Genomic DNA, 13,355 nt, shown 5'->3' with positions numbered 1-13,355 from the left:
CGTTCAGTTTAATCCAATCGGTTGTGCGGAGACGACCAAAAGGTGTCATTCGCGCCGTTTAATTGAACGACGGCGAACATCAGTGAACGTCGAGCAAAAATGTCACTGGACCATCGTTCAACAGTTCAATTTGCATATCGGCGCCAAAGCGGCCGGTCTGCACCCGCGGGTAGCGTTGGCGGACGTCATCGACCAGAGCATTGAATATGCGTTCACCATCGGACGGCGGCGCGGCGGACGTGAAACTGGGCCGCAGGCCCTTTTGGGTGTCTGCCGACAGGGTGAACTGCGACACCAACAGCAATTCGCCCTCAATTTCCTGCACGTTCAGATTCATCCGCCCGTCGGCGTCGGCGAAGACGCGGTAATGCAACAGCTTGTGCGCCAGCTTTTCCACCCGGTCGATTTCGTCGCCTTTATCGATGCCGACCAACACCAGCAGACCTTGGCCGATGTCGGCGATGATTTCACCAGCCACTTCGACGCGCGCAAACCGTACCCGCTGGATCAAGGCTTTCATGGCTCAAGCCTCCTCGTCGCCCTGACCAAACCGTTCACTGACGCTTTGGGTGGCGCGCACCAGTGCATCGGTCATGGCCGGATCAAAGGCGGAGTGGCCGCCTTCACGCACCACATCGAGTTCCGCGTCCGGCCAGAGTTCGGCCAACACCCAGGCCTGGTCCGGCGGGCACACCATGTCGTAACGGCCGTGCACGATGTAACCGGGTATGCCCGCGAGGCGGTCCATTTGATCGAGCAGTTGGTTGGGTTTGAGAAAGCAGCCATGACACAGATAGTGCGTCGAAATGCGCGCCAGACTGAGCGCGACGTGCGTCGAGGTGAAATAGTCCAGCGATTGCTGGCTCGGTCGAAGTGATGCGTTGACTGCTTCCCAGCGAGCCCAGGCTTTGGCCGCGCTGACCCGGGCCAAATCGTTGCTGCCATTCAGCAACTGGGCATAGGCATCAATCAGCGCATTGCCCATCAGGCCCGACACCGGCTCGATGAAGCGCGCCCATTCTTCCGGGAAATAGCGCCCGGCACCGCCGCCGTATAACCAATCGACATCGACCTGACGAGCCAGGAAAACGCCGCGCAAAATCAGTGCCTGGCAACGCAACGGATAGGTTTGTGCGTAGAGCAGCGCCAGCGTCGCGCCCCAGCTGCCGCCGAAGAGCACCCAGCTCTCCAGGCCGAGGTGTTGGCGCAGCGTTTCCAGATCTTCAACCAGCAACTGGCTGTCGTTGTGGTGCAAAGCGGCGTGTGGTTCAGAACGACCGGCACCGCGCTGGTCAAATAAGATGATGTGGTAATGATCGGGATCGAAAAAGCGGCGCAGCTGTTCTGACGTGCCGGCACCCGGACCGCCGTGAACCACCACCACCGGCAACGCACCCTGGGTGCCCGCTTGTTCGACATACAGCCGATGACCGCCCGACACACTGAGCCATTGGCGATCGAACGGTCGAATGTCCGGATAGAGCGGGAGCATCTGTAAATCCTCAAAAGCGCGCTGCTGCGGCATCATGACACAGGCCTGACAAGCTGCCCAGTTTGCCGGCTTGATGGCGAGCCGGGCATTTTCTAGTATCGAGCGCTGACCTTTCTTACCGTTCAATTCCTCAGAAAAGACCGCTATGAAAAAGCTTCTGCTGTGCCTGTGCGCGTTGGTCGTCTTGGATGCCCAGGCCGATGTTCAGATAACCGACGATCTGGGCCGTTCGGTCACGCTGACTCAACCGGCACAACGTGTTGTCAGCCTTGTGCCACACGCCACCGAATTGCTGTATTACATCCAGGCGCAAGACGCCTTAATCGCCACCGTCCGCTTTGCCGATTATCCGGAGGCCGCCAAAGCCATTACCCGCGTCGGCGACTACAACACCGTTAACACCGAAGCCATTCTGACGCTGCAACCGGATCTGATCATCGCCTATCCCGACGCACCCAACCGCGCCCAAGTGGATCGTTTGGTGGCGCTCGGCATGCCGGTGTTTTTTAGCGATCCACAAAGCTTCGACAGCATTGCCACCGCACTGCGCGATTTCGGCCAATTGACCGGACACAACGAATCCGCCGAAGCGGCCGCGCACGATTTCGAAACCGGCATTCACACTTTGGCTGATCAGTTTGCCGAGCGCTCCGAGTTGAGTGTCTTTTACGAGGTATGGCACCAGCCGATCTACACCCTGAATGGTGATTCCTACATCAGCGATGTTATTGCGCTGTGTGGCGGGCGAAACGTCTTCGCGGAGCTGCCGGTCATCTCGCCGCAAATCAGCATCGAGACGGTGCTGGCGGCCGACCCGGATGTCATCGTGACCGACCAGGGTGACCAATGGCTGCAATGGTCGCGACTGCGTGCCGTGCAACACAACGCCTTGATTCAGGCCGATAGCGAGCGTCTGCATCGACCAACACCCAGCCTGTTGACGGCCGCGACGCAGCTCTGCGCCGATCTGGACCGCATCCGCGCGGCGTATGGAGACTAGTAATTGACTTCAATTGGCAACGAAACGCCTGGCTCTGATCGACTGGTCTTTATCGACAGCCTGCGTGGCCTGGCGATTCTCGGCATTCTGGTGATGAACATTCAGGCGTTTGGCCGAGTGGAAGACGCCTATTCGTTGCCCAATATCCACGAGCCCTTATCGACATTGGATCGTCTGCTGCACGGCATCGGCTATTTCCTGGCGGAGCAGGTGTTTGTCGGCTTGCTGTCCTGTTTGTTCGGCATCGGTATCTGGTTGGCGGCGCAGCGCGCGCAAATGGCCGGCCACGATCCGGTTGTTCAACAGCGGCGACGCAGTATTGGGCTTTTGCTGATCGGCCTGATCCACGCTTATCTGATCTGGACTGGCGACATTCTGGTGCCTTACGCCTTGGCCGCCTGGATACTGGCGCCCAGCGTGCACTGGTCGCGACGTCGGCAATGGCAAATCGGTTTGGCGTTTCTGGCGGTGATTCCCGCGCTGAGTTTGTTGGAAATTGTTTTGATTCCTGCCGACGTACGCAGCGCCGTTTACGCCGCCGACCCGAACGCCTTTACTCTGGAAATCGACGCACTGCGCGGCGCCTGGTGGCAGAACCAAAGCTGGCGCTTCAGCCGCACGCTGGAAATGCACTTGGTCGGTATTCCCTTCGGCACCTTTTGGTTTGTCGGCGGCTGGATGTTGCTCGGTATGGCGCTGTTCCGTCTGGGGTTTGCCGCCGGCCAATGGCCGCGTGCTGCTTACTGGCGGTGTTTGCTGCTGAGTGTATTGGCCGGCCTGGCTTTTAAAGCCACGAGTTACAGTTACCAAAGCTTTCATCAGTTCGATCCGGAAACGCTGGTGCTGGGGCGGGGTGTTTTGAGTTATCTCGGGGCGGCCTGTCTGACGCTGAGTACCATCTGCCTCGCGATTCTGTGCTGGCAGCGTTGGCCGACGTTTTTGTTGGGACGGGGTCTGGCGGCGATCGGACGCTTGGCTTTGAGCAACTACCTTTTGCAAAGCCTGATAGCGACAAGTCTGTTCTACGGTTTTGGGTTGGGCTGGTTTGAGCGACTATCGTTCGGGCAATTGTTTTTGGTAACAATTGGCATCTGGCTGGTTAACGCTGCCTTCACTGCGCTGTGGTTGCGGTATTTTCGATTGGGGCCAATGGAGTGGTTATGGCGCTGGCTAAGCCGGAGACAGGCCCCGGCTATCAGACGCTGACGTCAGACGTTCAATTCTGCATCAATAAACGCATGGCCTGTCGATACTGATCCGGGCTGTGCGGCGGCCGGATCAACGCCACATAGTCACCCTGCGGGTTCAACACCGCCAGATTATCGCTGTGCGCCACGGTATAAACATCACCTTCGCCTTCCGGATAGAACACCGTATTGAGCTGACGCGCCAACGGTTGAATGGCGTTGTTTTCATCGCCAGTCAGGCCAGTGAAATCAGGATGGAAAAAGGGCACGTATTGCGCCAACTGTTCTACGCTGTCGCGCGCTGGATCGACGGTAATCATCCAGACATCCAGACGGTCGCTCAAACCGTCTTCGGTCAGGCCGCGATAGGCGTTGGCCAGATCAGCCATGTTGGTGGGGCAGATATCCGGGCAGAAGGTGTAGCCGAAATTAATCAGTCGCCAATGTCCATCGTCCAGTTGGGCCGTATTGACGAGATTGCCGTTGTGATCGGTCAGTTCGACCGCCGGTACCGGACGCGGGTCTTCGAAATAGAGCGCATTTTGTGCTTCAAGCGCGGCGGTCAAATCGGGTTTTGCTGTTATGGTCCGAACTATTGCACCCACAAAAATCGCGATAACGACGGCAAACAGCACACCGGCTGTCAGCAGAACATTGCGGCGCTGCTGTGGCGCGCCGCCGGAATTACTCGATGTCATAACCAGACTCTTAAACTGTAATCCAACAAAAGAGCGACAAAGAGTAACAGCAGATAAGTGATCGAGAAACGGAAGGAGCCCCAGGCAGCGTCCGGACGCCGATCCGCCAGCAGCCACCAGTTCCATTGCAAGTATCGGGCACCCAATACAAAGGCGCAGACCGCATATACCGGCCCGGCTTTCAGTGTTGCGAATGGCAGCATTGATATCGCCAGCAACAGCCAGGAATACAACCAGACATTGATCTTGGTATAGGCGACGCCGTGGGTGACCGGCATCATGGGCACATCCGCGTTTTGATAATCTTTGAGCCGATGAATCGCCAGTGCCCAGAAATGCGGGGGAGTCCAGGCGAAGATAATCAGCACCAGCAACAGCGGCAATGAATCCACCTGACCAGACACACTGGTCCAGCCCAACAAAGGAGGCATAGCCCCGGCCAAACCACCGATAACAATGTTCTGCGGCGTGGCCCGCTTCAGAAAGACCGTGTACACCACGGCGTAACCAACCATCGACGCTAAAGTCAGCCAGGCGGTTAACGCATTAACCCAGGCGTACAGCACAACAAAGCCACCCACCGTCAAACTGGCGGCGAACATAAACCCTTGCTGCAACGACACCCGACCGGTCGCCACCGGACGACGGTGAGTGCGCGCCATGCGTTGATCGAGCTGGCGATCGAGCAAATGATTAAAGGCCGCACCTGCCGCCGCCAGGGCAGCAATACCCAGAGTACCAACCAACATCCCGATGGCCGCGTGGTCGCCTTTGGGCGCGAGTGCCATACCAACCCAGGCTGTGATCAACATCAGCAGCACCACCTTGGGTTTGGTCATTTCCAGAAAGTCGCGCCACAACGCCACTTTCCCAACCGCGATGGACTTAGACATGATTCGCCTCCCGATAAAGCTCGTAATTAACCGCCACCAGCGACGCCAGCAATAACGCACCAAAGAGGTTATGCAGCACGGCAATCCACAATGGCAAACCGAATACCACATTGCTGATGCCCAGACTGACCTGAACTATTAGTACCAACAACACTGCCACGGCCATCGGTGCAAACCGGGCTTTGAACAAGCGCACAGCCAGCCAGATAACCACCGTCAACGTAAGCAGAGCACCCAGTCGATGCGCCAGATGAATAGCCGTGCGTGCCGGTATATCCAAATGCCCGCCGAGGTAGTTCGGCCCAATCGGATGCGCCAGATCAAACCCGGCAACAAAGTCAGTCTGTGGCAACAATTGCGACTGACACAGCGGGAAATCGGGGCAGGCCAGGGCGGCGTAATTTGACGTTACCCAACCACCCAGAAATATCTGCACCACCACCACCATCAAAGCCAACGCCGCCAAACCGCGCGGCAGCGCCCGCTGTTGCAGCGAAAACAGCTGAATGGGTTGCGACCCACCGAGCCGTAACGTCAACAGCCAGAGCAACGAAAAGGTTAAAAATCCGCCCAGCAAATGAGCGGTCACCACTTGCGGCCAGAGCTTCAGCGTAACGGTCCAGGCACCAAAGGCGCCTTGCAGAATCACCAACGCCAAGAGCAATAACGGCAGCTTGAATGGCTGCCCCGGGAAACGTCGATTGCGGAAAGACACCACAGCCAGGCCGATGATGAGCAAACCCAGTGTCGAAGCCAGATAACGATGCACCATTTCCGGCCAGGTCTTTTCCAGATTCACCGGCATGTCCGGATAGGCAAGATTGGCAGCATCGACTTCGGCGTCGCTTTGCGGCGCCCAAACGTGCCCATAGCAGGTGGGCCAGTCCGGGCAACCCAGGCCGGCATCGACCAAACGGGTAAACGCACCAAGCACAACTACCGCCATGGCAAAACAGGTCGCGAAAGCGGCCAACCGAAAACCTGGCTTGGCGTTTCTGGATGACAGCATGTTCAACTCCTAACCAATGGTCGACAGATCCAGCAAGGTTTCCAGATCGGCCAGTTGATCTTTGTAGTCGTTTGCCGGTGTGAAGTAGAGCGGAATATTCCCCAGCGGGTCGACGACAAAAATAAAATCTTGCTCAGCGAAATTTGCCGGAATTCGACTGAGCAATTCTGCGCTGTATTGACTGCGTTGTTGTGTCACAACGGTTAAGCCAGGGAAGTCATGTTCCAACGCGTCCAACCCTTGAGATTCAGTCAACAACAACCGTTTCATGCGTGGTTCGTCTTTGCCCAACGAAACATGAATCTGACGTTGAGTATGAACGCGGTCCAGGCACTGAGCGTTACAGCGCGCCGATGTCTGAATCATCAACCATTGGTGTTCTGGATTAACGTCCGCAGCCTCCAGACCAAAATCCGACAACTGCAGAACCGGGTCCAGCAACACACCTTTATTAACCCGCTCAACCGGCACCAGCCAACCGGAGTAATACAAGCCGGTTGCCGCTGCCATAACCAGCAGTGGCGTCAGCAAAATAATCAGCAACTGCAGGCGACTGTAATTCAGATTCGATCCGCTCGCTTTGCTCATTCAGAGTCTTCCTTATGGCTGTTTGTTTGGGTTGGCTGGGCGAATCGATAACCCGCATAGACGTACATCAACACCAGCGCAACGGCCATGCCAAACCATTGCACGGCATAACCTCGATGGCGTTGCGCGGTCATCACCGTGGGGGTCCAGATAATCGGTCCAACGCCTGGCTGGCCCTCGGTCAATTGCAACAGGCCCAGCGGTTTTGACCGATCCAATTGCGCGGCCATGAGATCGGGATCCAGGGTTTGTATTCGTTGTGGCCAGTGAGAATTCTGTTCGGCCTGGTCCAGAGTAATCGTCCGACTCAATGGCCGGGTCTGAGCCAGCCAGGGGCGATAGTCATTGGGCAATACAACGTCTGGCAGTTGGTGTCGATCGGAGCTTCCCGCGACCCAACCGGCCGACACCAAATACCATCCGGAATCGGTCACCAACGGCAACCAGACTTCGTAGCCGGCACGACCCTGGTGTGTCCGGTTGTCCAGCAACCACAGGTGTCGATTATCCAGCCGCCCGCTCACTTGATAGTGCTGATAAAGCACCGGCGTTTCTGCTGGCGCCAACAATCTGACTTCGCGACCAGCCTGAATCTGTGCCTCAAGCTGAGCTTTCTCGTTGGCTCTGTTAAGCTGCCAAATGCCCAGGCCGACAAAGACCGGAAAAAAAATCGCTACAAAAATGGTCAACGGCCACCCCGGGCGAATGCTCACCATTCTGCGCAACTGACAAAGAGAGTCTGTTTCATGGCGTTACTGTTAAAAGTCATTCTCATACTGCTGATCATCGCCATGCTGGTTTCCCTGAGCGGTGCTCTGACGTCCTTATTCAGAGATCAATCGGAATCCAAACGGCTGCTGACCTTACTGACCATTCGCGTCAGTCTGGCCGTCTTAATTATTGTCGTACTGGTGATCGGTTTCGTGACGGGTGAGCTGTCGCAACAGGCACCCTGGGTCGGACAATACTGAGGTTAAAAAAGGCGGCCTTAGCCGCCCTTTTTATATTCAGATCCAATACACCAGCACGAAGAGACACAACCAAACCACATCCACAAAGTGCCAATACCAGGCGGCCGCTTCAAAGCCAAAGTGATCGTCCGGTTTAAAGTGCCCGCGCAACACCCGCAGAAATTGCACGATCAACATCAAGGTTCCGATAGTGACGTGTGCGCCGTGAAATCCGGTCAACATAAAGAAGGTCGAACCGTAGATGCCACTATGAAGCGTTAAACCCAAATGGGTATAGGCTTCCATGTATTCCTCAGCCTGCAACACCAAAAAGCTGATACCGAGCAGAATGGTAATGCCCAACCAGAACATGAGTGCTTTACGATGTTCTGCACGCAGTGCGTGATGGCCAATGGTCAAGGTAACGCTGGAAGCAACCAGAATGATGGTATTCACCAGCGGCAGACCAAAGGCGTGAATGACTTCTTCAGGTGCATGGAACAGCGTGTTGTTTGGATTACTGAGCAACGGCCAACTGAATTCAAAGCCGGGATAGAGATAATTTGAAACGCCTTTGGAGCCTTCACCACCGAGCCATGGGCCAACCAGATTACGAACGTAGAAAAGCGCGCCAAAGAAGGCGGCGAAAAACATCACTTCGGAAAAAATAAACCAACCCATTCCCCAAACATAAGACTGCTTGAGTTGCGGGCTGTTCAAGCCGGCGTGGTTTTCCCGAATAACTTCACTGAACCAGTTGTACAGAACGAACGCTATGACAGCGAACCCGGCGATGAAAAACCAATGCGCGTTGGATGATTCCGCTTCGATGGCCCGATCACGCAACATGCTGCCGGCGCCAAATACCGTCAGGAACATGGCAAAGGCCATCCACACCGGCAGTCGACTCTGCGCTGGCACGTAGTAATGGTCATGATTGGCAGTGCTGGACATAACAATCTCCATTTATTCTTATTTGCCGGGCCGGCTATCGACCCGGCTGATGCCTTGACCGCCGAAGCGGTCAAACCCAATCAATTGATTTTCGGCGGCGTCGCAAAGGTGTGGTACGGCGCTGGTGATGCCACCGTCCATTCCAATCCTTCAGCGCCTTCCCACGGTTTAGCGGGTGCCGGTTTACCAGCAACGACCGTATTGATGACGATGTACAGGAACAGCAACTGGCTGGTGCCGAACAAAAAGCCGCCCATGCTCGAGATCATATTGAAGTCGGCAAACTGAAGGGCGTAGTCCGGAATGCGTCGTGGCATTCCCGCCAGACCGAGAAAATGCTGCGGGAAAAACAAGACGTTCACGCCGATAAAGCTGAGCCAGAAATGCACCTTGCCCAAGGTTTCGTTGTACATCCGGCCACTCCACTTGGGCAGCCAGTAGTACACCGCGGCCATAATGGAAAAGACCGCGCCCGGAACCAGTACATAGTGAAAATGCGCCACCACAAAGTAGGTGTCGTGGTATTGGAAGTCCGCTGGCGCAACCGCCAACATCAACCCCGAAAAACCACCGATGGTGAACAGCACGACAAAGCACACGGCAAACAGCATTGGCGTTTCGAATGTCATCGAACCACGAAACATGGTGCTGACCCAGTTGAAGACTTTCACGCCGGTGGGTATGGCGATCAACATGGTGGACCACATAAAGAAGGCTTCACCCAGGAAGGGAATACCAACGGTGAACATGTGGTGCGCCCAGACGATAAAACTGAGGAAGGCAATCGACGCCGTGGCGTACACCATGGACGAATAACCAAACAGCTGTTTGCGGGCAAAAGCCGGAATGATGGCAGACACGATGCCAAACGCCGGCAGAATCATGATGTACACCTCAGGGTGTCCAAAGAACCAGAACACGTGCTGGAACAAGACGGGCGAACCACCACCGGCGGCATTAAAGAAGGCTGTACCGAAGTGGATGTCCATCAGCATCATCGTCACCACGCCCGCCAGCACCGGCATCACCGCAATCAGCAAATAGGCGGTAATCAGCCAGGTCCAGACAAACAGCGGCATCTTCATCAAAGTCATGCCCGGCGCACGCATGTTGAGGATGGTGGCGATGATGTTGATCGCCCCCATGATCGACGAAGCGCCCATGATGTGAATGGCAAAAATGAAGAAGGTTACGCTGTCGGGTGCGTACGTCGTCGACAACGGCGCATAGAACGTCCAGCCAAAGTTAGGCGCACCACCGTCCATAAAGAGGGTGGACGCCAACATGGCAAAGGCGAACGGCAGAATCCAGAAACTCAGGTTATTCATGCGCGGCAACGCCATGTCCGGCGCGCCTACCATCAACGGAATCATCCAGTTCGCCAGCCCAACGAACGCTGGCATAACAGCACCAAAGACCATGATCAAGCCGTGCATCGTGGTCATCTGATTGAAGAATTCCGGTTGCACCAACTGCAAGCCCGGCTGGAACAATTCAGCCCGGATCACCATGGCGAACGACCCGCCCAGAATGAACATGGCAAAACTGAACCACAAATACATGGTGCCGATGTCTTTGTGGTTGGTGGTGTAGAGCCAACGGGTTATGCCTTTGGCGGGCCCGTGGTGGGCGTGATCATGATCGTGATCGTGTGTGGTAGTGGTCATGTCACTGCTCCTTATTCGCCGGCGCTGAGATTGAGAATGTCGATGGGTTCGACCATGTCGCCAACGCTGTTACCCAAGGCATTACGTTCGAAGGTCACCACAGCTGCAAGGTCAACAGGACTCAACTGATTGCCAAAGGCCTGCATCGCTGTACCGGGCCGACCGTGAAATACGACATTGATGTGCTCCTGAATATCGCCAGTGGCGATGGGGCTGCCGGTCAATGCTGGGAAGGTTCCAGGAATACCACTGCCATTAGGTTGGTGACACGCTGCACAGGCGGATTGATAAACACCACGACCGCGTTCAACCAACTGTTCCACCGTCCATTCCTGGTTAGTCAGTTCGGCAACCTGTCGGGCTTCTTCTTGCTTGCCGGCCAGCCATTCATCGAATTCAGCTTGGGTCACGGCTTCCACAACGATTGGCATAAAACCATGGTCGCGACCGCACAATTCAGTGCATTGACCGCGGTAGGTGCCGGGTTCATTGATGATGGTCCAGGCCTCATTCGCCATGCCGGGAATGGCGTCTTTCTTAACGGCCAGATCCGGTACCCACCAGGAATGAATTACGTCGGACGCGGTCAAAATAAAGCGCACTTTCTGCCCCACTGGCAGCACCAGTGGCTGGTCCACTTCCAACAGATAGTTTTCGTTTTTAGCCAGACGGTTGTTGATTTCGTCGCGAGAGGTCGCAAGGCTGGAGAAGTAATCCACTTCGGCGTCGGGATCGGCTTCATTGATGTAGCGGTAACGCCAACGCCATTGATAGCCAGTGACTTCCACCGTCATGTCGGCGTTGTCGACGTTGTACATGTCCGCCAGGGTAAAGGTGGCTTTCACGCCGACGGCGAAAATAACCACCGCCGGAATCAGCGTCCAGGCCAGTTCGACCTTGGTACTTTCATGAAAATTAGCGGAAACGGCGCCTTTGGATTTGCGATGTTTGAACATCGCATAGAACATCACCCCGAACACGGCGATGCCAATAATGACGCACACCCAGAAAATCAGCATGTGCAGGCCATAAACTTCCTGACTGATATCCGTCACGCCCTTGGGCATGTTGAATTCCCAGTCAGCTTGGGCCGCAGACCCCACCAGCAGCGCAGCCAAAATGGCGCCTGCACGAAGCAGCCTTCTCTGCATCCTTCACCTCTGCCTTGTTATTGTAATTGGGCGTTACCGAGTGAAGCTTTCATGTTCCGAACCCGAACGTCGACACTAGCCGTTTTTGGCCGTTGTAACGTGGTTACACAGCCGAAAAACACAGTCGTCATTTGGGCGCTATCCCGGTTACCCAGATTCAGAAACGGTCGAAGTCAGTATAAACACGGATTTTTTTAAAACCCAAGCATCCGCTGAGATTAGGGTCAATCCTAACGCTCGTTAGAAATCGTATTTCATTTGTAAAAACAAGGCGTTAGTCGGATCATCCCGGGTTCATTTTTTTACTTCCCTGCCATGAATCGGATTCCTGCTGCTGCCTGGCGACGTACCTGGTCACTGATGTGGCCGGTGATGTTAGCCAACATTTCTATGCCGTTATTGGGGTTGGTCGACACGGCCGTGTTGGGTCATCTCGACGACAGCGTATACCTGGCTGGCGTGGCGCTGGGTTCGAGCCTGATGGCGTTTGTTTTTTGGGGATTTAATTTTTTGTCGATGGGCTTGTCGGGTTTTACCTCGCAAGCTTATGGCGCTCGCGACGCCGGCAAATTGCGCACCTTATTGGCGCAATACAGCCTGGTGGCTATGGCATTGGTCAGCCTGGTGCTGATGGTCCATCCCTGGTTGATTCAAGGCGGGCTAGGGTTTATGCAGGCTTCTTCCGAAGCGACAGCCGAAGCCCAGCTGTATTTAAGCATTCGTGTCTGGGGCGTGCCGGCACAAATTTTCAATACCATGCTGCTCGGCTTTTTTACCGGACTGCAAAACACCCGCATCAGTCTATATACCGTGTCACTCGCCCAGACCGTCAATCTGATGCTTGATGTGGTGTTGGTTTATGGCTTCGGTTTGACCACCGCCGGCATTGCCTTGGGCACGGTCGCCAGCGAATACCTGGCACTGGCGTTGGTGCTGTTGACCCTGAAACGTACGCTGCACCGGCTCGACCCTGGGCTCGATCGGAATCTGTTAACGCGCATCCGGGCTTACGGTGCCATTTTCAGTGTCAGCGCGAGTTTGTTTATCCGCACCTTTTTATTGCTCAGCGGTTTCGCCTGGTTCAATCGACTGGGTGCTCAGTTTGGCAACGACATGCTGGCAGCCAATGCCATCCTGCTGACCTTCTTGACGCTGATTTCCAATACCCTCGATGGCAGTGCCGCCGCCTCAGAAGCCCAAGTCGGTTTGGCCATCGGCCGTGGTCACAATGAACAGCTGCGCACTGTGTTGTGGACAACCGGTTTCGCCGCCTTGGTATTAATGGTGGCTTTGTCGCTGAGCTTTGCCATTGCTGGAGGGTTGATTATCGATCTGCTGACCGGCCAACCTGAGCTGGAGCATCTGGCCCGGACCTATCTTCCATGGATCGTCGCACTGCCACTGACCGGGGGTTTGGCGTTTTGGTTGGACGGTGTCTTCATCGGCGCCCGTCTAACCCAACAGATGCGCAACGGCGTGGTGTTTGGTTTCTCGCTTTTCCTGATCGCCAGTCTTGCATTACCCGCTGGCAATCACTGGCTGTGGTTTAGTTTTTCATTGCTCTTCGTTGGTCGGTCCATCTGGATGCTGAACATCTTTTGGTGGCGATTCAGACCACAAATTCGTCAGGCAAAATCGGCACCTTAAACTACACTTATTCGCATCACTGAACCGAGACCGCTGCTTTGCCGTTCAATACTCATGTCGGGTTCGAAGTGCGTGACTTCAGCACTGCGTCCGTAATCGACAGCGCTTCCATTGAAGAG

14 protein-coding genes are annotated in these 13,355 nt (G+C 55.4%); 4 read left to right on the top strand and 10 right to left on the bottom strand.

Going from position 1 to position 13,355, the window contains the following annotated elements; all coding sequences use genetic code 11:
• Window positions 1-79: 79 nt before the first annotated feature.
• Window positions 80-520, bottom strand: coding sequence for a D-aminoacyl-tRNA deacylase (gene dtd / locus DW349_RS00150; RefSeq protein WP_108126623.1), 441 nt, complete (start codon window positions 518-520; stop codon window positions 80-82).
• Between the two features lie 3 nt (window positions 521-523).
• Window positions 524-1,492: a prolyl aminopeptidase gene (gene pip, locus DW349_RS00145; RefSeq protein ID WP_108126638.1), complete on the bottom strand. Its 969-nt coding sequence runs from the start codon at window positions 1,490-1,492 to the stop codon at window positions 524-526.
• A gap of 145 nt (window positions 1,493-1,637) precedes the next feature.
• On the opposite strand from pip, the gene DW349_RS00140 reads away from it, so the two are divergent.
• Together DW349_RS00140 and DW349_RS00135 are read left to right on the top strand one after the other, a co-directional pair.
• Window positions 1,638-2,492, top strand: a complete 855-nt coding sequence (locus DW349_RS00140; RefSeq protein ID WP_108126622.1) for a cobalamin-binding protein — start codon at window positions 1,638-1,640, stop codon at window positions 2,490-2,492.
• 3 nt (window positions 2,493-2,495) lie between these two features.
• A complete protein-coding gene (locus DW349_RS00135) occupies window positions 2,496-3,698 on the top strand; it encodes a DUF418 domain-containing protein (protein ID WP_108126621.1) in 1,203 nt (400 codons plus the stop codon).
• A 10-nt stretch (window positions 3,699-3,708) separates the two neighbouring features.
• On the opposite strand, the gene DW349_RS00130 is transcribed toward DW349_RS00135, so the two are convergent.
• The 5 genes from DW349_RS00130 to DW349_RS00110 are packed head-to-tail and all read right to left on the bottom strand — an operon-like array spanning window position 3,709 to window position 7,583.
• On the bottom strand, window positions 3,709-4,377 hold the full coding sequence (locus DW349_RS00130) for an SCO family protein (protein WP_108126620.1): 669 nt from the start codon (window positions 4,375-4,377) through the stop codon (window positions 3,709-3,711).
• Window positions 4,374-5,270 carry a heme o synthase gene (gene cyoE, locus DW349_RS00125; RefSeq protein WP_108126619.1) on the bottom strand — a complete coding sequence of 299 codons (897 nt, stop codon included), beginning with the start codon at window positions 5,268-5,270 and terminating at the stop codon, window positions 4,374-4,376. Before cyoE ends, DW349_RS00130 begins: the two co-directional genes overlap by 4 nt.
• Entirely contained in the window at window positions 5,263-6,279 is a 1,017-nt protein-coding gene (locus DW349_RS00120; protein WP_108126618.1) for a COX15/CtaA family protein, read from the bottom strand. Before DW349_RS00120 ends, cyoE begins: the two co-directional genes overlap by 8 nt.
• Before the next feature lie 9 nt (window positions 6,280-6,288).
• A complete protein-coding gene (locus DW349_RS00115; RefSeq protein WP_108126617.1) occupies window positions 6,289-6,867 on the bottom strand; it encodes a hypothetical protein in 579 nt (192 codons plus the stop codon).
• Entirely contained in the window at window positions 6,864-7,583 is a 720-nt protein-coding gene (locus DW349_RS00110; protein WP_108126616.1) for an SURF1 family protein, read from the bottom strand. Before DW349_RS00110 ends, DW349_RS00115 begins: the two co-directional genes overlap by 4 nt.
• Window positions 7,584-7,613: 30 nt before the next feature.
• Between DW349_RS00110 and DW349_RS00105 the strand changes: the two genes are divergently transcribed.
• A complete protein-coding gene (locus DW349_RS00105; protein ID WP_198650552.1) occupies window positions 7,614-7,838 on the top strand; it encodes a DUF2909 family protein in 225 nt (74 codons plus the stop codon).
• A 36-nt stretch (window positions 7,839-7,874) separates the two neighbouring features.
• Here the strand turns inward: DW349_RS00105 and DW349_RS00100 are convergent, their stop codons facing one another.
• The 3 genes from DW349_RS00100 to coxB all read right to left on the bottom strand — a co-directional run bounded on the left by DW349_RS00100 (window position 7,875) and on the right by coxB (window position 11,589).
• The gene (locus DW349_RS00100) at window positions 7,875-8,771 is read right to left on the bottom strand and encodes a cytochrome c oxidase subunit 3 (RefSeq protein WP_108126615.1); all 897 of its coding nucleotides are present in this window, start codon (window positions 8,769-8,771) and stop codon (window positions 7,875-7,877) included.
• Window positions 8,772-8,851: 80 nt separating this feature from the next.
• Complete coding sequence (gene ctaD, locus DW349_RS00095; RefSeq protein ID WP_108126614.1) at window positions 8,852-10,438, bottom strand: cytochrome c oxidase subunit I; 1,587 nt, start codon at window positions 10,436-10,438, stop codon at window positions 8,852-8,854.
• An 11-nt stretch (window positions 10,439-10,449) separates the two neighbouring features.
• Window positions 10,450-11,589, bottom strand: a complete 1,140-nt coding sequence (gene coxB / locus DW349_RS00090) for a cytochrome c oxidase subunit II (protein ID WP_108126613.1) — start codon at window positions 11,587-11,589, stop codon at window positions 10,450-10,452.
• Between the two features lie 372 nt (window positions 11,590-11,961).
• Between coxB and DW349_RS00085 the strand changes: the two genes are divergently transcribed.
• Complete coding sequence (locus tag DW349_RS00085) at window positions 11,962-13,236, top strand: MATE family efflux transporter (RefSeq protein ID WP_157954420.1); 1,275 nt, start codon at window positions 11,962-11,964, stop codon at window positions 13,234-13,236.
• Window positions 13,237-13,355: the final 119 nt, after the last annotated feature.

Source organism: Saccharospirillum mangrovi (assembly GCF_003367315.1).
Taxonomy (GTDB): Bacteria; Pseudomonadota; Gammaproteobacteria; order Pseudomonadales; family Natronospirillaceae; genus Saccharospirillum; species Saccharospirillum mangrovi.
Note: the sequence above shows the minus strand (reverse complement) of the source record. Positions and strands in the feature narration are given on the sequence as shown.